Annotated in this window: 21 protein-coding genes and 1 tRNA gene; 13 read left to right on the top strand and 9 right to left on the bottom strand. The window is 74.8% G+C overall.

Annotated features, from left to right (window positions below):
• Positions 1-96 precede the first annotated feature (96 nt).
• On the top strand, positions 97-687 hold the full coding sequence (locus AB0B41_RS21750) for a carboxymuconolactone decarboxylase family protein (RefSeq protein WP_358206026.1): 591 nt from the start codon (positions 97-99) through the stop codon (positions 685-687).
• Here AB0B41_RS21750 and AB0B41_RS21745 read toward each other — a convergent pair.
• The 4 genes from AB0B41_RS21745 to AB0B41_RS21730 all read right to left on the bottom strand — a co-directional run bounded on the left by AB0B41_RS21745 (position 669) and on the right by AB0B41_RS21730 (position 4,112).
• The gene (locus AB0B41_RS21745) at positions 669-1,208 is read right to left on the bottom strand and encodes a DUF732 domain-containing protein (protein WP_358206023.1); all 540 of its coding nucleotides are present in this window, start codon (positions 1,206-1,208) and stop codon (positions 669-671) included. The genes AB0B41_RS21750 and AB0B41_RS21745 overlap by 19 nt on opposite strands.
• 145 nt (positions 1,209-1,353) lie before the next feature.
• Positions 1,354-2,079 carry an HNH endonuclease family protein gene (locus AB0B41_RS21740; RefSeq protein WP_358206021.1) on the bottom strand — a complete coding sequence of 242 codons (726 nt, stop codon included), beginning with the start codon at positions 2,077-2,079 and terminating at the stop codon, positions 1,354-1,356.
• Positions 2,080-2,152: 73 nt separating this feature from the next.
• On the bottom strand, positions 2,153-3,031 hold the full coding sequence (sigJ, locus tag AB0B41_RS21735; RefSeq protein ID WP_358206019.1) for an RNA polymerase sigma factor SigJ: 879 nt from the start codon (positions 3,029-3,031) through the stop codon (positions 2,153-2,155).
• A 4-nt stretch (positions 3,032-3,035) separates the two neighbouring features.
• Complete coding sequence (locus tag AB0B41_RS21730; RefSeq protein WP_358206017.1) at positions 3,036-4,112, bottom strand: serine hydrolase domain-containing protein; 1,077 nt, start codon at positions 4,110-4,112, stop codon at positions 3,036-3,038.
• Between the two features lie 79 nt (positions 4,113-4,191).
• Between AB0B41_RS21730 and AB0B41_RS21725 the strand changes: the two genes are divergently transcribed.
• The 8 genes from AB0B41_RS21725 (at position 4,192) to AB0B41_RS21690 (ending at position 11,990) form a co-directional block, all read left to right on the top strand.
• Complete coding sequence (locus AB0B41_RS21725) at positions 4,192-5,112, top strand: RNA polymerase sigma-70 factor (RefSeq protein WP_358206015.1); 921 nt, start codon at positions 4,192-4,194, stop codon at positions 5,110-5,112.
• A 15-nt stretch (positions 5,113-5,127) separates the two neighbouring features.
• Positions 5,128-5,874 carry an NAD(P)H-binding protein gene (locus AB0B41_RS21720; RefSeq protein ID WP_358206013.1) on the top strand — a complete coding sequence of 249 codons (747 nt, stop codon included), beginning with the start codon at positions 5,128-5,130 and terminating at the stop codon, positions 5,872-5,874.
• Positions 5,871-6,338: a hypothetical protein gene (locus tag AB0B41_RS21715; protein ID WP_358206011.1), complete on the top strand. Its 468-nt coding sequence runs from the start codon at positions 5,871-5,873 to the stop codon at positions 6,336-6,338. Before AB0B41_RS21720 ends, AB0B41_RS21715 begins: the two co-directional genes overlap by 4 nt.
• 79 nt (positions 6,339-6,417) lie before the next feature.
• On the top strand, positions 6,418-6,837 hold the full coding sequence (locus tag AB0B41_RS21710; RefSeq protein WP_358206009.1) for a hypothetical protein: 420 nt from the start codon (positions 6,418-6,420) through the stop codon (positions 6,835-6,837).
• A 130-nt stretch (positions 6,838-6,967) separates the two neighbouring features.
• Complete coding sequence (gene dnaG, locus AB0B41_RS21705) at positions 6,968-8,833, top strand: DNA primase (protein ID WP_358206006.1); 1,866 nt, start codon at positions 6,968-6,970, stop codon at positions 8,831-8,833.
• Entirely contained in the window at positions 8,830-9,282 is a 453-nt protein-coding gene (locus AB0B41_RS21700; RefSeq protein WP_358206004.1) for a hypothetical protein, read from the top strand. Before dnaG ends, AB0B41_RS21700 begins: the two co-directional genes overlap by 4 nt.
• A 71-nt stretch (positions 9,283-9,353) precedes the next feature.
• The gene (locus AB0B41_RS21695; RefSeq protein ID WP_358206001.1) at positions 9,354-10,112 is read left to right on the top strand and encodes a trans-aconitate 2-methyltransferase; all 759 of its coding nucleotides are present in this window, start codon (positions 9,354-9,356) and stop codon (positions 10,110-10,112) included.
• Positions 10,113-10,307: 195 nt separating this feature from the next.
• Positions 10,308-11,990, top strand: coding sequence for an EAL domain-containing protein (locus AB0B41_RS21690; RefSeq protein WP_358205999.1), 1,683 nt, complete (start codon positions 10,308-10,310; stop codon positions 11,988-11,990).
• A gap of 11 nt (positions 11,991-12,001) precedes the next feature.
• On the opposite strand, the gene AB0B41_RS21685 is transcribed toward AB0B41_RS21690, so the two are convergent.
• Positions 12,002-12,790 carry an NAD(P)H-dependent oxidoreductase gene (locus AB0B41_RS21685; RefSeq protein ID WP_358205996.1) on the bottom strand — a complete coding sequence of 263 codons (789 nt, stop codon included), beginning with the start codon at positions 12,788-12,790 and terminating at the stop codon, positions 12,002-12,004.
• A 43-nt stretch (positions 12,791-12,833) separates the two neighbouring features.
• On the opposite strand from AB0B41_RS21685, the gene AB0B41_RS21680 reads away from it, so the two are divergent.
• A complete protein-coding gene (locus AB0B41_RS21680; RefSeq protein ID WP_358205994.1) occupies positions 12,834-13,841 on the top strand; it encodes a helix-turn-helix domain-containing protein in 1,008 nt (335 codons plus the stop codon).
• On the opposite strand, the gene AB0B41_RS21675 is transcribed toward AB0B41_RS21680, so the two are convergent.
• Together AB0B41_RS21675 and AB0B41_RS21670 are read right to left on the bottom strand one after the other, a co-directional pair.
• Complete coding sequence (locus tag AB0B41_RS21675; RefSeq protein ID WP_358205991.1) at positions 13,826-14,494, bottom strand: AAA family ATPase; 669 nt, start codon at positions 14,492-14,494, stop codon at positions 13,826-13,828. The two genes, AB0B41_RS21680 and AB0B41_RS21675, sit on opposite strands and share 16 nt — an antisense overlap.
• Before the next feature lie 98 nt (positions 14,495-14,592).
• Positions 14,593-14,799, bottom strand: coding sequence for a hypothetical protein (locus tag AB0B41_RS21670; protein WP_358205989.1), 207 nt, complete (start codon positions 14,797-14,799; stop codon positions 14,593-14,595).
• A gap of 162 nt (positions 14,800-14,961) precedes the next feature.
• Here AB0B41_RS21670 and AB0B41_RS21665 point away from each other — a divergent pair.
• A tRNA-Asn gene (locus tag AB0B41_RS21665) sits at positions 14,962-15,034 on the top strand.
• A 132-nt stretch (positions 15,035-15,166) separates the two neighbouring features.
• On the opposite strand, the gene AB0B41_RS21660 is transcribed toward AB0B41_RS21665, so the two are convergent.
• Complete coding sequence (locus AB0B41_RS21660; RefSeq protein WP_358205986.1) at positions 15,167-15,337, bottom strand: helix-turn-helix domain-containing protein; 171 nt, start codon at positions 15,335-15,337, stop codon at positions 15,167-15,169.
• Positions 15,338-16,227: 890 nt separating this feature from the next.
• Here AB0B41_RS21660 and AB0B41_RS21655 point away from each other — a divergent pair.
• Together AB0B41_RS21655 and AB0B41_RS21650 are read left to right on the top strand one after the other, a co-directional pair.
• Positions 16,228-16,473 (top strand): hypothetical protein, encoded by a 246-nt coding sequence (locus AB0B41_RS21655; protein ID WP_358205984.1) that lies wholly within the window; start codon positions 16,228-16,230, stop codon positions 16,471-16,473.
• Positions 16,470-16,820: a hypothetical protein gene (locus AB0B41_RS21650; protein WP_358205982.1), complete on the top strand. Its 351-nt coding sequence runs from the start codon at positions 16,470-16,472 to the stop codon at positions 16,818-16,820. Before AB0B41_RS21655 ends, AB0B41_RS21650 begins: the two co-directional genes overlap by 4 nt.
• Positions 16,821-16,853: 33 nt before the next feature.
• Here the strand turns inward: AB0B41_RS21650 and AB0B41_RS21645 are convergent, their stop codons facing one another.
• A complete protein-coding gene (locus AB0B41_RS21645; RefSeq protein ID WP_358205980.1) occupies positions 16,854-17,195 on the bottom strand; it encodes a hypothetical protein in 342 nt (113 codons plus the stop codon).
• Between the last annotated feature and the right edge of the window lie 121 nt (positions 17,196-17,316).

Raw genomic sequence — 17,316 nt, 5'->3', positions numbered from 1 at the left:
GTTGCCGCTCACGGGATGGGGCGTGATCCGGGACACAGCGCGTCACGGAGGTCGCGGCGCCGTCGTCCTCCCGGTACCCGACCCGAGGAGGACGACATGGCACGCATCCCCGCCGTTCCCGAGGCCGAGGCCGGTGTGCTCGGCCGGCTGGTCTACCGCCTGGCGCGCAGGAGGTTCGGCGCGGTCCCGGAGCCGTTCGCGGTGGCCCGGCACCACCGCGGGCTGTTCTGGTCGGCGCTGGTGTCCGAGCTGGCCAACGAGCGCGCCGCCCGGGTGCTGCCCGCCCGGGTGCGAGAGCTCGCGGTGTACCGGACGGCGACGGTCGTCGGCTGCTCGTGGTGCGTCGACTTCGGCACCATGCTGCAGCGGCTCGACGGGCTCGACGTCGACCGTCTGGCCCGCATCGACGACTACGCCACCGACCCGCTCTACAGCCCCGCCGAGCGGCTCGCGGTCGCCTACGCCGACGCGATGACGGCCACCCCGCCGACCGTCACCGACGCGCAGGTCGCGGAGCTGGAGCGGGAGTTCGGCCGGGCTGGGCTGCTCGAGCTGACCCAGGCGATCGCCGTCGAGAACCAGCGGGCGCGGGGGAACCACGCCCTGGGCATCGTCGACCAGGGGTTCGACGCGGCGTGCCGCGTGCGGCTCGGCGGCCCGCGGGTGGCTCAGGCGCCGGGGCAGTAGCTCGTGCGGGCGGCGTCGACCAGCACCTGGGCGTCCCGGGTGCCGAAGCCGGCCGACACGGCCGCGGACACCAGGTCGCCCCGGCTCGCCCCGCCCTCGAGGGACGAGCAGGCGCCGTGGCCCAGCTCGATCAGGGTGTCCGGCGGGACCTCGGCCAACGCGGGCCGGGTCGACACGGCGGCCAGGAAGGCGCGGTCACCGGTGCCGGCGGCCACCGTCGACGTCTCGCCGGTGCCCGCGGCGAGGGCGGCCACGGAGATGCCGCCGATCGCGGCCCCGGCGCCGAGGATCACGGCGACCAGCGCGGCCGGGAGCACCCAGCGCGGCACACGGGAGGCCGGCGCGGGCGGGAGCGGCGGGGTGTAGGGCTGCGGCCCGTACCCCGGCACCCCGTACCCGGGAGGCGGGGCGGAGGGACCGAACCGGTGGCCGGCGGAGGGGTCGCGGGGGGCGGGGACCTGCGGCGCGGCGTGCCGGGCGGGCCCGGCGGCCGCGTGCCGGCCCGGTACCCCGGCGGGCACGGGGGATCCGGGCGGTGCACCCACCGGTCCGCGCTGTCGCGGCACCGGGTGCCCGTCCCCGTGCCCGTCCCACTGCCCGGCCATCGTTCCCCCCGATTGCCGCGAAACCCCGTCCCCCGGTTCATCGCGCTCCGGGGGCCGGGCCTTACGCCCCGGAGGAGTGAACCGTGCCGGGCACGGTGTCGTCCACCGGGATCGGCTGACCGGGGCATCCGGCGAGGATGCCGGAGATGGCGTCGTGCTCGGCCTGGGTGACCCACAGCCCGTACTTCGCCTTCACCGCCACCTGCCGGGCCACGTAGTCGCAGCGGTAGGCGCGGTTGGGCGGCAGCCAGGTCGCGGCGTCGCCGTCGCCCTTGCGGTTGTTGGTCGGTCCGTCGACGGCGAGGAGGTTGAGCGGGTCGTTGCCGAGGCGCTTGCGGGTGTCGGCGTCGAGCTGCTGGGCGCCCTTCTGCCAGGCGTCGGACAGGGCGACGACGTGGTCGATCTGCACCGCCTCGCTCGTGCCCTGGCCGCGCGTGAACGCGATGGTCGTCGCGGTGTACGGGTCGGCGAGGGTGCCGGTGAGCACCACGCAGTCGTGCGTGCCGGGCTTGAAGGTCTCGCCGGTCATGTCCCGGGCGAGGACGTCGTTGCGCTGGTCGCAGCCGTTGCGGTCGACGTCGGACCAGCTGGGGCCGAACTCGTCGCGGGCGTAGCCGGTCTTCGGTGCCCGGCCCTTCACGGGGAGCGCCTCCAGGGTGTCCGCGGCGGAGCCGGTGGGCGCCGCCGCGGGAGCGGCCCACGGCGTGTACCGGTCGGCGAGGGTGGCACACCCGGACGCCGTCAGGAGGACGAGAAGGACTGCGGTGAGGATCCGGGCGCCGTGCACCGGACGATCCTGCCGTCCCGCGGCCGGGGTGCCGTGGTGACACGCCGTGACGGCTGCGTCACCATCACACGTGTCACCACCACACGCGCAGCTTGGCCGGGTTCATGACCTGGAGGGCCGCCGCGATCCTCGGCTCCCCGGTCTCGTCGAGGACGACGGTGACCGCCGTCGCCGACGCCGTCACCCCCGGCGTGGCCGGGGTGGCGAAGCCGGGCTCGCCGTTCACCCGCACCGGGATCCAGCCGGCCGGGTCGAGGTCGGCGCCGTAGCGGTCCCGCAGCCCGGCCAGCAGCCGGATCAGCTTGTCCGCACCCGCGACCGGCCGCAGCGCCGTCGGCACCGCGCCGCCGCCGTCGCTGGTGAGCACGACGTCCGGGTGCAGCACGCCGAGCAGCGCCTGGCGGTCCGCGCGGGCGAGGGCGTCGGCGAACGCGGCGAGCACCTTCTCCTCGGCCGCGGCCGGCACCCGGGGTGGGAGGGGCCCCTCCGCGGCCACGATCCGCCGGGCCCGTGCGGCATGCTGCCGCGCGGCCGCCTCACTGCAGCCCAGCACCCCGGCGATCTCCGCGTGGGCCTCGCCCAGCGCGTCGTGCAGGACCAGCGCGACCCGCTGGGCCGGGGTCAGCCGCTCGAGGAGCAGCAGGGCGGCCAGCCGCACGTCCTCCCCGCGGACGACGGCGGCGAGCGGGCCCTCGTCGTCGGGCGCGGTCACCAGCGGCTCGGGCAGCCACGGCCCGACGTACGTCTCCCGCCGGGCCGCCGCCGAGGTCAGCCGGTCCAGGCAGATCCGGCCGACGACGGTCGTCAGCCAGGCCCGCGGGTCTCGCACCTCCGCCTCGTGGGCGGACCAGCGCAGCCAGGCCTCCTGCACGGCGTCCTCGGCATCGGCCAGGCTCCCCGTGATCCGGTACCCGACGCGCAGGAGGTGCGGCCGCAGCTCCTCGAAGTCCACCCTCCTATCGGACCGCGTCGAGCACCGCGGTGACCAGTACCCGGACGGTCTCGAAGTCCATGCTCATCACGTTCCGCGTGACGGCCATGGCGACGCCGCGGTCCGGGTCGGCGCCGGCCCAGCTGCCGCCCGCGCCCGCCATGCCGAACACCCGCGGCGCGCCCTCCTGCTCCCACGGCAGGCCCAGGCCGAAGCCCAGGCCCCACCGGCTCGGGTTGCCGTAGACCCGGTCCGTCCCCGACGACGACTCGGTGTACGCCGCCGGGGCCCGGTCGCGGGAGACCACGGTGCCGTCGAGCCAGCCCGCGTACATCCGGGCGAGCGCCCGCGCGGACACCTTCGCCCCGGCCGGGATGTCGGCGGCGAGCACCCGCGGGTCGGAGCCGAGCGCCGCGGTGGGGAACAGCGCCATCGGCACGGCCCGCAGCATCTCCTCGGGCAGGGTGAAGCCGCCCGTCTCCGGCATCGGTGCGTCCTCGAGCACGGCCAGCCCGGACGGGTCCGACGTGCCGAACCGGATCTCGCCGGGGAACCCGAGGACGTCCGTGAGGTCCGTGAGCAGGTCGGACAGCTCGCGGCCGCTCGCCCGCCGGGCGATCTCGCCGTTCAGGAAGCCGAAGGTGTAGGCGTGGTAGCCGACGGCGGTGCCCGGCTCCCACCACGGCTCCGCCTCCTCCAGCGCGGCGACCATGCGGGACCAGTCGCAGACGTCGTCGACGGTCACGCCGGCGGGCAGCCCGGGAACGCCGGCGCTGTGGTCGAGCGCCTGGCGCACGGTGATCCCGTCCTTGCCGCGGGCCGCGAACTCCGGCCACACCTCGGCGACCCGCGTGTCGTAGCCGAGGACGCCGGCGTCGACCAGGCGGTGGACCAGCGTGGCGGTGGCGCCTTTGCCGACCGACCAGTTGTAGAACAGCGTCCCGGGCTCGACCGCGCGGCCGGTCGCGGGGTCCGCGACGCCCGCGGCCACGTCGATCACCGGCCGCCCGTCGACGTACGCGGCCACCTGCAGCCCGCGCTCGCCGCCGGACCGCACCAGCTCGGCCGCCTTGTCCGCCACGATCTCCTGCACGTCGGGCATGCCCGCTCCTCTCGGCTCCGGGAGAGGACCGTTCCCGGCCCGCTCGGTCATCGGTCGGAGCGATGGCAGTCTTCTCGACATGAGCACGGCGACGGATCCGGTGGCGGACTTCGAGGACCACCGCCCGCGGCTGTTCGGGCTCGCCTACCGCCTGCTCGGCTCCGCGCAGGACGCCGAGGACGCGGTCCAGGACGCCTGGCTGCGCTGGTCGGGCGCCGACCACACCGCCGTCGCGAGCCCCGGCGCATGGTTGACCACGGCGCTGACCCGCCTCTGCCTGACCCGGCTGACCTCGGCGCGGGCCCGTCGCGAGACCTACGTCGGGCCCTGGCTGCCGGAGCCGATCCTCACGACCGACCCGGCCGTCGGGCCGGCGGAGACCGCGGCGCAGCGGGAGTCGGTGTCGCTCGCGCTGCTGGTCACGCTGGAGCGGCTGTCCCCGCTCGAGCGGGCGGTGTACGTCCTGCGGGAGGCCTTCGGGCACACGCACGCGGAGGTCGCCGCGATCCTCGACGTCTCCGAGGCGCACTCCCGCCAGCTGCACACCCGTGCCCGCCGGCACCTCGCCGAGGCGCCCGCGGAGCCGCCCGAGGCCGACCCGGCGGCGTGGGGCGCACTCGTCGAGCGGTTCCTCGCGGCGGCCCGCGAGGGCGAGATCGCCGAGCTGGAGACCCTGCTCGCGGCCGACGTGGCCGCCTGGTCGGACGGCGGGGGGCGGGTCAGCGCCGCCCGACGGCCGGTGCGCGGCCGGGCGGAGGTCGCGCGGTTCCTGGCGGGGGTGTTCGCGAGGTTCACGACCGGGCTGGTCGGGCGGGTCGCCGAGGTCAACGGGGAACCCGCGCTGCTCGCCCTCCGCGACGGCGAGCTCACGTCCGTGCTGGCGGTCGAGCGGACCGGCGCCCAGGTCACGGGGCTGCGGTTCGTGCTCAACCCCGACAAGCTCGCCTTCCTCGCCGGGCAGCTGTCACGTTTCGAGCCGCTGCCCGGTCACTCCTCCTGACGGAAGGAGTCCGACATGGCGGACACGCTGGTGACCGGGGGTACGGGCACCCTCGGCAGGGTTCTGGTGGAGCGGCTGCGGGCGGCCGGGCGGCCGACGCGGGTGCTCAGCCGCAGGCCCGGTGAGGGGCACGTGGTGGGCGACCTCGCGACGGGCGAGGGGATCGACGCCGCGGTCCGCGGCTGCGACGTGGTGGTGCACTGCGCGACCGGGCGCAAGGACGGCGAGACCTCGGCGCGGCTGGTCGAGGCCGCGCAGCGGAACGGGGCGCCGCACCTCGTCTTCATCTCGATCGTCGGGATCGACCGCATCCCGCTCGGCTACTACCGGGAGAAGCTCGCGGTGGAGCGGCTGCTCGTCGAGTCGGGCCTGCCCCACACGATCCTGCGGGCCACGCAGTTCCACGACCTCGTCGCGGCGATGCTGGGCGTGCTCGGCCGGGTGCCGGGGGTGCTGCCGGTGCCGCGCGGGGTGGCGTTCCAGCCGGTCGACGTGCGGGACGTCGCCGACCGGCTCTGCGCGCTCGCGACGGGCGAACCGGCCGGCCGGGTCGCGGACCTCGGCGGGCCGGAGGTGTGGGCGTTCGACGACCTCGCCCGGGCCTGGCTCGAGGCCCGCGGCCTGCGTCGCCGGGTCGTGACCGTTCCCGTGCCCGGCCGGCTCGCGGCTGCGGTGCGGGACGGGGCGAACCTGGTGCCGGAGCACGCCGACGGGCGGATCACCTTCGCGCAGTACCTGCAGGGTGCGGGGGTGGCACGGTGAGCGCGGTGAGCGCGGTGAGCGGGGTGAGCGAGATCCGGGTCCCCGCGGTCGGCGGTCCGGCGGTGCGCGCCGGGCTCTGGTTCCTCGCGTTCACCGAGGTGGTCGTGGGGGCGTGGGCGCTGCTCGTGCCCGCGGGGTTCTACACGGGCTTCCCGGCGCCGGGGCACCCCTGGGTGGCGATGCTCCCGCCGTACAACGAGCACCTGGTGCGCGACGTCGGGGCGCTGAGCCTGGCCCTGACCGTCGCCCTGGCCGGGGCGGCCCTGCGGCCGGAGCGGCGGCTCACGGTCGTCGTGCTGCTGGCGTTCCTCACCGCGACCGTGCCGCACGCGGTGTTCCACAGCCTGCACCTGCACGGCTTCCCGACCGTCGACGCCGTGGCCCAGACGGTCGGGTTCGCGCTGCAGCTCGGCGTGGGTGCGGCGGTGCTGGTGGGCGTGTCGCGACGGCGTGTCGTGCACTAGGCCGAATGCCGGAGCGTTCTTCATGAATTCTCAGGGCCGAGTGATGTAACGCCCAGGGTCGGGGCGGAGATTCGTAGGCATGAGCTTCTCCGCCGGACCCCTCGCCGACACGCTGACCGCGCTCGGTGCCGCCGCCGCGATCGCCGTGCTGCTGCTGGTCGCCGGCGCGCCGCTCCTGGTCGACCTGGTCGGCCCGCGGAAGCGGCGGCTCCCCGGCGGGGCGGTGGGCACGCTGCCCGCCGCGGCCCCGGTCGCGGCGTCCGTCGGTACCGCTCCGGTCGAGCCGGTCGCGGCGCCCGAGGAGAGCGGGGGTGCCCCGGCTCGCGTGGAGGTGCCGGCCCAGGGCGGCCCGGCGGACGCCGAGCCCGCCGAGGCCCCCGAACAGGCCCGGGGCACGCTGACCCTCCGGGGTGCCGCGCGGGAGATCAGCCTGCCGCTCCAGCGCACCGCCCTCGCCCCGGTCATCCCGCTCCAGCGCCGGGTCTCCCGCTTCAGCTGAGCCTGACCGCGCGCCGATCGTTCCCCGGTGCGACTCCGGAACGCCGATCGTCCCGCCCGCGCCGCGGTCCCCCGCGCCCGTCCGGCGACCTGCGGGACCGCGGGCCGGGCGCGCGCCTAGACTCGGGGGCGTGGCAGGCCGCATCCGGGACAGCGACATCGCGGAGGTCCGCGACCGCACCCGGATCGAGGAGGTCGTCGGCGAGTACGTCGCGCTCCGCCGGGCCGGCGCGGGCTCGCTGAAGGGCCTGTGCCCCTTCCACGACGAGAAGACGCCGTCGTTCAACGTCCGGCCCACCCACGGCACGTTCCACTGCTTCGGCTGCGGCGAGGGCGGCAGCGCGATCGACTTCGTCATGAAGATGGAGCACATCGGGTTCGTCGAGGCCGTCGAGCGGCTGGCGGACAAGGTGGGCGTGCGGCTCACCTACGAGGGCGGCGGCTCGAGCGTCCAGCGCGACCGCGGCACCCGTAGCCGGCTGCTCGAGGCGAACAAGAAGGCCGCCGAGTTCTACGCGGCCCAGCTGCGCACCCCCGAGGGGGCGCAGGCCATGCAGTTCCTCACCACCCGCGGGTTCGGCGCGACCGCAGCCGAGCAGTTCGGCTGCGGCTACGCGCCCGCGGGCTGGGACACGCTCACCAAGCACCTGCTGGCCCAGGGCTTCTCGCTCGACGAGCTGACGAAGGCGGGCCTGTCGAAGGAGGGCCGGCGCGGCCCGATCGACCGGTTCCACCGCCGGCTGCTGTGGCCGATCCGGGACCTGGGTGGGGACGTCGTGGGCTTCGGCGCCCGCCGCCTGTTCGACGACGACGGCATCGAGGCCAAGTACCTCAACACCTCCGACACCCCGGTCTACCGCAAGACGCACGTGCTGTTCGGGCTCGACCTCGCCAAGCGCGAGATCGCCAAGCGCCGCCAGGTCGTGGTGGTCGAGGGCTACACGGACGTGATGGCGATGCACCTCGCGGGCGTGCCCACCGCCGTCGCCTCCTGCGGCACCGCCTTCGGCACCGAGCACATCACCGTGCTGCGCCGGCTGATGGGCGACGACTCGTTCGACCGCGGCGAGGTCATCTACACCTTCGACGGCGACGCGGCGGGCCAGGCCGCCGCGCTCAAGGCGTTCGACGGCGACCAGTCCTTCGCCGCGCAGACCTTCGTCTGCATCGCGCCGGACGGGCAGGACCCCTGCGAGCTGCGCCAGGCGCACGGCGACACCGCCGTCCGCGACCTGGTCGCCCGCCGCGAGCCGCTGTTCGAGTTCGCGATCCGCTCGATCCTCGCCGAGCACGACCTCGACACCGCCGAGGGCCGGGTGGCGGCGCTGCAGCGCACCGTCCCGCTCGTCGCGCGGATCAAGCGCGAGGACCTGCGGGACGAGTACGCGCGCAGGCTCGCCGGCTGGACCAGCTGGGACGACATCGCCATGGTCGTGCGGCGGGTGCGCGAGGAGGCCGGGGTCGCCCCCGAGCGGCCGCGCGGCCGTCGTCCGGAGCCGGTCGCCGCCCCGCGCCGGGACGACCCGCGCCTGCACCTGCAGCGCGAGGCGCTCAAGTCGGCACTGCAGATACCGGCCGTCGCCGGCCCGGCCTACGACGAGCTGCCCGAGCTGGTCTTCACCCATCCCGCGTTCGCCGCGGTGCACGTCGCGATCCAGAAGGCGGGCGGGGTGTGCGCGGGCATCGAAGGCCCGGCGTGGATCGAGGCCGTCACCGCCGAGTGCGGTCCCGAGGAGCGCAAGCTGCTCAGCGAGCTGGCCGTCGAGCCGCTGGAGCTGCCGCGCAAGCTCGGCGACGAGGCGCGGTACGTGGGCAGCGTGCTCGCCGGCGTCAAGCTCGCGCTGGTCGAGGCGCAGATCGCCGAGGTGAAGTCCCGGCTGCAGCGCACCAACCCGACCGAGGACCCGGAGCTCTACAACGAGCTGTTCGGCGACCTCGTGCCGCTCGAGCAGTACAAGATCGCGCTGCGCGAGCAGGCCTCCGGAGCCCACCGGTGAACCTGCTCCGGCGGTTGCTCGGCAAGGAGGACCTGCCCGAGGGGTTCGCCGGGGAGCTCGACCCGGAGGAGCACGTGGTCGCGGTCGCCGACGTCGTGCGCGGCGGCGGGCACCTCGTCGTCACCAACCGCGGCGTGTGGTTCCCCGGCGAGCCGGAGCGGGTCGGCTGGCACCTGGTCAGCAAGGCGACCTGGACGGACGGTGCGATGACCTTCGTCGTGGCCGCACAGGAGGACCTCGGCAGGGCGTTCCTGCTGCACGACGGCCTGCCCCGACGCTTCCCGCTCGGTGAGCCCGGCAAGGTGCCGCAGGCGGTGCACCAGCGCGTCACCGGCTCGATCGTCTCCCGCGAGCGCGCCACCATGACCGACGGTCGCGAGGCCTGGGTGCTCGAACGCCGCGTGCCCGGTCGCGACGGCACGATCCGGCAGATCCACCCCGACCCCTGACCCCACTCTGTGAGTGGCGATAGTCGCTCTGGCGACTATCGCCACTCACAGGGGCTGAGCTGGGAGTACCCGTGACCACGACCTGGGATCCCGCCCTCTACCTCGACTTCGACGACCACCGCGCCCGCCCCTTCCACGACCTGCTCGCCCGGGTGCGCACGACCGACCCGCGCCGGGTCGTCGACCTCGGCTGCGGTCCCGGCCACCTCACCCCGGTGCTGGCCGCACGCTGGCCCGGAGCCGTCGTCGAGGCCCTCGACTCCTCCCCGGACATGGTCGAGGCGGCCCGCGCCTCGGGTGTCCACGCCAGGCTGCAGGCCGTCGAGGACTGGACGCCCGCCCCGGACACGGACCTCGTGGTCACCAACGCGGTGCTGCAGTGGGTGCCCACCCACACCGCCCTGATCCCGGGGTGGATCGCGGCGCTGCCCGCGGGGGCGACGTTCGCGATGCAGGTCCCGGGCAACTTCGCGGCCCCCTCGCACGCCCTGGTGCGGGAGCTGGCCGCGGAGTGGGAACAGCCGATCGTGCTGCGCGGCGAGGCGGCCGTGGCCGAGCCGGGGGAGTACGCCGAGCTCCTCGCGGCGACCGGCGCGATGGCCGACGTCTGGGAGACGACCTACCTGCAGCGCCTCACCGGCGAGGACCCGGTGCTGCGCTGGATCAGCGGCACCGCCCTGCGTCCCGTGCGCGACGCGCTGGGGGAGGCCGAGTACGCCCGGTTCACGGACGAGCTGGCCCCACGCCTCCGCGCGGCCTACCCGCCCTCCGGCGACGGCACCACCTGGTTCCCGTTTCGCCGCCTCTTCGCCGTGGCGCACAAGGTCTGACGACCCGTCCCGAACGCTGGGGCTCCCGGCGGACCGGAACGTCCCGCCCGCCTGATGTGATCTTCATCCGTTCACCTCCCGGCCACCCGCAGGTAGGGGGACGGCCCGGCGCCCGTTCCGTCCATCGGGGACGGTCGCGGCGCCCGCGACCGGGGCGGCGGTGTGACCGGTCGCTCGAGCGGTGGAGGGACGGGCGTGACGATCGCGCAGGACGGGCCGGACGGCCCCGCGGCGTGGGCCGCCTCGTACAGCCGGTCGGACGGCATCCGGCCCCTGTTCGCACCGATAGCGGACCTGGCCACCGGCGCGGTCGTGGCCGTCGAGGCCGTGCCCCGACCACGGGACGGGGCGATGGCGGGGGTGGTCGCGGCGGCCGCGCGCACGGACCGCCGGGCCGCCCTCGACGTCGGCGCCGCGTCCGCCGGGATCCGCCGGGCCGGCGGCTACGGACTCGGCGTCCCCCTGCACGTCACACTACTGGCGGACACCGTGGCCGACGACGGCGGTGCGCTCGCCGAGCTGCACGCCGCCGTCCGCGACGCGGGGTTCGCCCCGCGCGACGTCGTGGTCCGGGTCGCCGCGCCGATCGGCGACCCGTCCGACGCGGACGTGGAGGCCGGCGCCCGCGCGCTGCGGTCCCGCGGCCATCGCATCGGGGCGGCGGAGGTCGGGCCGGCCGACCACCCGCTCGCCCTGATCGCCCGGCTCGCGCCGGACGTCGTCGCCCTCGACCCGGAGCTCGCCGGCGCGCTCGACGCCGACCCCGGCGGCCAGGTCGTGCTCGACGCCGTGGCAAGGCTCTGCCGGCGCACCGGCGCCGAGCTGGTCGCCTCCGGGATCGCGACCGCCACCGACCTGGAGGCCTTCCGCCGGCACGGCGTCCGCCGGGGGTGCGGCCCGCTCCTCGGCGCACCGGGCCGCCGGCCCGTCGACCGGCTCGCGGCCCCGCTGCCCGCGCCGACCCCGCACGTGCGCTCGGTCCGGGCCGACCCGGTCGGTCCGGTGCTGGGTGACTTCGCCCGCCCGGCCGTGATGCTGCGCGACACCGCGACCGGCGCCGAGGCCCGCGCCCTGTTCCAGGACTCGCCGGAGCTCGCCGGCATCGTGCTCACCACGGCGTCGGAGCGGCCGGTCGCGATGCTGGAACGCACCCGCTTCCTGCTCGCCGTCTCCGCCCGCTTCGGCTACGCCCTGCACGCCGAGCGGCCGGTCCGCGATCTCGCCGACCCGGCGCGGGTGCTGCCGCTCGACGCGGAGCCGCGGGAGGCGCTGCAGCTCGGCGACCCCCGCCGCGCCCACGACGACATCGCGCTCGTCGACGGGTACGGCCGCTGCCGCGGCGTCGCCCGGACCGGCGACCTGCTCCGTGCGGTCGCGGCGCTCGAGTACGACCGGGCGCTCGCCCTGCACCCGGTCACCGGCCTGCCCGGCGTGCCCGCGCTCACCGAGGCGCTCGAGCAGCGGCTGCTCGCGGGGCAGGGCGCCGGGATCGGGCTGGTCACCGCCGACCTGGGCGCGCTGACCCGCGGCGGGTTCGACGCCGTGGTCGACGGACTGCGTCGGGTCGCCCGCGCGGTCACGGACGTCCTGCCCCGGTTCGCCGGGAGCAGCGTCGCGCACGGGACGGGTGACGACCTGGTGGTCGTCACCGACCTCGGTGCGCCACCCACGCTCGACGCCGCCCTGCGCGCCGCGCTCGCCGCACACCGGGCGCCGCGGGTCGCGACGGCGTGGCTGCGCCAGCCGCCCGGCCTGCCGACCGGGGCGGCCGACGTCGCGCGGGAGCTCGGCCGGCTCCGCGAGCAGGCCCGCCGGCTCGGCCCGGACGCCGCCGTGTCCGCCGCCGCGGGGGAGTCCCCGCGCCCGCTCGCGGGTTAGGCAGTGTCTCCTTAGCCCGCCGCCCGGACCTCGGCGGCGGCGGTGTGCACCGACAGCCCCGCCCGCCCGGGCGCGACGTGCGGGCGCAGCACGAGGTGCTCGTCGTAGTCCCCGCCGCGCTGCGGGCGGAAGGGGAGCGGCGCGTCGGTCCCGAGGCCGCCGAGCCGCTCGCGCAGGGCCGCGCCGGCGCGGAACCGGTCGGACTCGGCGAACCGGTCGGCGCCGGGGACGAGCAGCGGCGGCAGGACCGTGGCGCCGGCGTAGAAGAGCGTGCCGTGCAGCAGCGGGAACAGCAGCTCCTCGGCGTGCCCGTTGATCCCGCGCGGCCCGAACGCCGAGTCCGGGCCCCCGGTCGTCGTGACGACGAGGGCGCGTTTCCCGGCGAGCACGCCGTCGCCGTAGCGGCGCGTGCGCCCGTCGGGGCCGCGCACCCCGTAGGCGAAGCCGTCGACGAACACCCGGTCCACCCAGCCCTTGAGGATCGCGGGCATCCCGAACCACCACAGCGGGAACTGCAGCACCACCGCGTCCGCCCGGCGCAGCTTCTCCTGCTCGGCGCGGATCTCCGGCGGCAGGGTCCCGGCGTCGTACGCCCGCCGGGACTCGTCGGAGACGAACAGCCGCGCGTCTGCGTCGAGCCCATAGTCCTCCCGGGTCAGGACCGGGTCCCAGCGCATCGCGTACAGGTCCGACACCTCGACCCGGTGCCCCTGCTCCTCCAGCGCCGCGCGGCCCTCCGCGGCCAGCACGCCGGTCAACGAGCGCGGCTCCGGATGCGCGACCACCCACAGAACGTCCATGACCCGATCGTCGGCCCCGCGTTCCCGCCGAACCAGTGGCTCGATGGACAGTATGTGCGAGGATCGGGCCATGGCGACGCGGCGGCACACGGTGGCGGTCCTCGTGCGCGAGGGGCTGCTGCCCATGGAGCTCGGGATCGTCCACCGGCTGTTCGGACAGGCCCGCGACGCCGCCGGCCGGCCGCTCTACGAGGTCGTGACCTGCACGCTCGTCCCGGGACCGGTCCGCACGGACGCCGACTTCCCGGTCCTGGTGGAGCACGGACCGGAAATGCTCGACACCGCGGACACCGTGATCGTCCCGGCGTCGGACCTCGACTACGCGCCCGCGCCGTCGCCCCCGGGGCTCGCCGAGGCGCTGGCCCGTATCCGGCCGGGCGCGCGGATCGCGTCGATCTGCACGGGCTCGTTCGTGCTGGCCGCGGCCGGGCTGCTGGACGGGCGCCCGGCCACCACCCACTGGAAGTGCGCCGCCCGGTTCCGCGAGCTCCATCCGCAGGTGGACCTCGATCCCGACGTCCTCTACACCGACTCGGGCGGCGTGCTCACGTCGGCGGGCGAGGCGGCCGGGATCGATCTCTGCCTGCACATGATCCGGACCGACCACGGCGCCGCGGTGGCCAACGAGGTCGCGCGCGGCACCGTCGTCCCGCCGCACCGGGACGGCGGACAGGCCCAGTACCTCCGACGCCCGGTGCCCGAGCCCGCGGTGTCGTCGACGGCCCGGGCGCGGGCGTGGGCGCTGGAGAACCTGCATCGGCCCGTCACGCTGCGGGAGCTCGCGGCGTGCGAGTCCACCAGCACCCGCACCTTCACCCGCCGCTTCCGGGACGAGATGGGCACCTCACCCGGGCAGTGGCTCACGTGGCAGCGCGTCGAACGCGCGTGCACGTTGCTGGAGGAGAGCGACCTGTCCGTCGACGACGTCGCGGAGCGGGCCGGGTTCGGCACGGCCGGCTCGATGCGGCTGCACCTGCAGGCAGAGCTGGGCGTCTCGCCGACGGCGTACCGGCGGACGTTCCGCAGCCGGGTGGCTCAGCCGAGCAGGTGACGCAGGGTCCGCCCGGGATCGGCGAGGAAGTCCCGGGTGGTGCGGACGGGCAGGGCGTCGTCGTAGGGAACGGTGCGCAGGCCGCCGTCGTCGCCGATCTCGAGGATCCGGGCGCCGGGCAGCGCGAGCAGGATCGGCGAGTGGGTGGCGATCAGGAACTGCGAGCCCTGCGTGGTCAGGTCCTGGATGCGGGCGAGCGCCGCCAGCTGCCCGTTCGTGGAGAGGGCCGCCTCGGGCTCGTCGAGCAGGTAGAGGCCGCGCGGGCGGAAGCGGTGGATGAGCAGGTCGAGGAAGGACTGGCCGTGCGAGCGCTCGTGCGGGGAGACGCCGCCGTAGGCCGGCAGCAGCGGTGCGCCGCCCGGCTCCCGATCGAGCCGCTCGAGCTCCGTGGCGACGTTGTAGTACGACTCGGCGCGCAGGAAGAAGGACGAGCGCTCCTTCCCCGGCGCCCGCCCGATCCGCAGCGAGCCGCCGAGGGCGGACTCGCTCGCCCGGGTGGCGAAGGCGAAGTTCCGCGAGCCGCCCTCGGCGTTGAACCCGGCGGCGACGGCGATCGCCTCGACGAGCGTCGACTTGCCGGACCCGTTCTCGCCCACCAGGAACGTGACGCCCGGGCCGAACTCCAGCCGTCGTCCGCGCAGGGCGGCGACCACGGGCAGGGCGAACGGGTAGCGATCCCAGCCCGCCTCGGGCTCGTCGATCTCGATGCGCCGCAGGTACAGCCCCGCCCCGCGCGGGGGACGGGGTCGGCTCAGCGCGCCGACCCGTTCGAGCCGGGGTCGTGCGTGCCGCCCTTCACGACCTCCTCGACGCGGGCCCGGACCACCCCGGCCGCGCCCTGGACCGCGGGATGGTCGGCGACGCGCTGGTAGGTGCGGTGCAGCTGTTCGTAGCGCTCGTGACCGGCCTTCGCGCCCAGCACGTAGCCGACCGCGGCACCCAGCAGGAACTTGAGCATGTCGCCTCCACGCGGGACGGTCGTGATCGCCTGCCCCGCCATCCTGCCCCAGAGCCCCGGACGGATGCTCGCCCAGGGCGGGGGAGGGGGGTGCGGGGGCGCCGGAACCGGTGTTGTAGGGTTTCCCCCGTCAGCGAGCGGGTTCCGCTCGCGGGCCAGCGGTCCTCCGTAGCTCAATTGGCAGAGCATGCGACTGTTAATCGCAGGGTTACTGGTTCGAGTCCAGTCGGAGGAGCTTTCTCCCCAGGTCAGAGCGAGTCTCGCCTGATCTTGCGAAGATCCAGTCACAGGATAGTCACATGATTCACTCCGCGACTTGATCTTGTGCTCCGTGCGCGTCAGGGGCCAGGCCCGCACATGCGGCAACTCACTCCTGCGCCGCGAACCAGGCTCGGACCTCGGCCGGCTCGTAGCGGACGTAGCGGCCCACCCGACGGGACTTCGGGCCGTAGCCGCGCTGGCGCCACTGGTACAGCGTCGCAACGGGCACTCCGAGGAACTCGGCGACATCCCTCACGCCCCACAGTCGATCCTTCATGGCAGTTCACCTCTCGTCGCGTCAGGCTCTGTGACAGCTCTGGAGAGTTGTCGCTGATCGTGGTCCTCGTCGTGCGCGGTCGTTCGGCCTGACGGACGGCCGGCGGCTCGAGGCGAGTCGAGTCGCTCCTCGGCGAGCTTCGGGCGACCCGGGTCGAGCGCCAGGCGTCCTGCTGGCACGGTCGAGAGCCGGACCAATTCGCCCGCTCGCCCTGTGCTTCCAGGGCGGAGCAAGATATGCAGAAGTGAACCTTCTGCGGTCGCGGGCGCGCGACCGAGAGGGGTGCGAACGGGGGCGTTCGCACTGCCGAGTGATGCACAGCCGGGCGTGCTGCGGGGCTTTCCTCCCCAGGGCCCTCTCGACTGTCGCGAAGCGGGCGGGGCAGTGGTGGTCTCGACGGAGGTGCGTTCGCGTCCTGCGGGCGTGCCGTTCGTGAAGGACCACGTGGGCGACCCCGGGCCGGCGTTGCAGCGCCGGCACCAGGGTCTGACCGCCCCTGCTGTGACAGGAGACGGCTGTGCGCAACCCTTCCATGCCTTCGCCCGGCAGAAGTCGAATCGGAAGAACCCGCCGGCATCGACGGACCGGACAGACGTGGCCGCCGCCGACCCGGCCCGGCGGGCCGCAATGGCGGGTGGTCCTCCTGGTCGGGGCGGTGGTGATGCTCACGGCAGGCTTCGCCCTTGGGCTGTGGGCAGCGTCCTGGTGAGCTTAGGGCGCTCCCACGCTGTTCCTTGCACAGGGCGGTGAGCTGAGCGGTCCCGAGCGGATCGAGGATCTTGCGGTAGCCAGCCTGCGGGGTGAAGCCGCGCGCAGCTCGTCGTCCACGATCTGTGGTGCCGCGGACGCGGTCGGTGCGGGTCGCGTTCACTGCGCAGGAGCACGCTCTGGTGGCCGAGGCAGCCCTGCGCGCAGGTGTCGCGGTCGGGGCGTGGCTGGGGGAGCAGGCGCTCCGAGCCGCCGGGCCCGACGGCACGCCGGACAGCCCGCGCGGGGTGGTGGCGGAGCTGCTACGGCTGCGTCTCGAGCTGGCCGCGGCCGCCGAGCTCGTCGACTGCGGCGAGCTGACCCGGCTGACCGACCGGCTCGACGAGCTGCTCGACCGGCTCGTCGCCAGCGCAGGGCGCGCCCGGTGATCGCGAAGGTCGTGCACGGGTGGCGTGCGGGCGGGCTGCTGGCCTATCTGTTTGGCCCGGGCGTGGCCGACGAGCACCAGAACCCGCGGGTCGTCGCCACTTGGGACGGCCGCGACGCCGCCTGGCAGCCCGCCCGGCGCGGGGCGGGGGAGCACGACCTGGAGCTCGGTCCGCTGATTCGGGCGCTGCAGGCGCCGGCGGTCGCGGCCGGGCTACCGCTGCGAGCGCCGAAGGACGCCGGCCGGGGCTATGTGTGGCACTGCTCGGTGCGGCTGGCCGAGTCGGACCGGGTACGTCGACCAGCTGGACTTCGAGCATCGCCGCGGTGCTGGCTTGGTAGTCCGTAGCGACGCAACGTCAACGCAATACTGGCCACGGCCTCAATAACGCCGGCACGCTCGCATGCCCGCACGGCGATCGAGAACGCGGCTGTTTTTCAATGTACTATATAATGAACTGAGCAGAGATAAGCGAGAAAGTACTTCATGAGGCGCGGTCGAGCGCCGGAGGCGCTTCTCCTCTCCCAGACCGGGGACACACCGATCTTTCAGCATTTGGCGACGCTCATTGAGCTGTACGAAGCGGATCGTGACGACAGGTTGTACACGCATCACTTCAACATGCTCCGAGCGGTCCTGGAAAAGACCGCAAATTTCCATGGCTACCGGACTTTTTCCGCATGCATAAAAAGCGATGCGGACGATGAGGACGGAATCCTCCATGCAAGGTTGATCAATATTCTTAGTCATGGGAACTATTCGATGTTTGAGCCCCAGGAGATGCTGGAAGAGAACAAGCGACACTTCCGAAGAGTGCTCCATAATTTCGTCCACGAATATCCCT

Origin of the sequence: Pseudonocardia sp. NPDC049154 (assembly GCF_040648315.1) — a bacterium.
GTDB lineage: Bacteria > Actinomycetota > Actinomycetes > Mycobacteriales > Pseudonocardiaceae > Pseudonocardia.
Note: the sequence above shows the minus strand (reverse complement) of the source record. Positions and strands in the feature narration are given on the sequence as shown.

Bases quoted from the DNA above. Each gene is read 5' to 3' on its own strand.
- AB0B41_RS21685 (WP_358205996.1), bottom strand. From the start codon at position 12,790: ATGGACGTTCTGTGGGTGGTCGCGCATCCGGAGCCGCGCTCGTTGACC.
- AB0B41_RS21670 (WP_358205989.1), bottom strand. From the start codon at position 14,799: ATGCTCAAGTTCCTGCTGGGTGCCGCGGTCGGCTACGTGCTGGGCGCG.
- AB0B41_RS21680 (WP_358205994.1), top strand. From the start codon at position 12,834: ATGGACAGTATGTGCGAGGATCGGGCCATGGCGACGCGGCGGCACACG.
- AB0B41_RS21750 (WP_358206026.1), top strand. From the start codon at position 97: ATGGCACGCATCCCCGCCGTTCCCGAGGCCGAGGCCGGTGTGCTCGGC.
- AB0B41_RS21720 (WP_358206013.1), top strand. From the start codon at position 5,128: ATGGCGGACACGCTGGTGACCGGGGGTACGGGCACCCTCGGCAGGGTT.
- AB0B41_RS21660 (WP_358205986.1), bottom strand. From the start codon at position 15,337: ATGAAGGATCGACTGTGGGGCGTGAGGGATGTCGCCGAGTTCCTCGGA.
- AB0B41_RS21645 (WP_358205980.1), bottom strand. From the start codon at position 17,195: ATGGAGGATTCCGTCCTCATCGTCCGCATCGCTTTTTATGCATGCGGA.
- AB0B41_RS21730 (WP_358206017.1), bottom strand. From the start codon at position 4,112: ATGCCCGACGTGCAGGAGATCGTGGCGGACAAGGCGGCCGAGCTGGTG.
- AB0B41_RS21725 (WP_358206015.1), top strand. From the start codon at position 4,192: ATGAGCACGGCGACGGATCCGGTGGCGGACTTCGAGGACCACCGCCCG.
- AB0B41_RS21710 (WP_358206009.1), top strand. From the start codon at position 6,418: ATGAGCTTCTCCGCCGGACCCCTCGCCGACACGCTGACCGCGCTCGGT.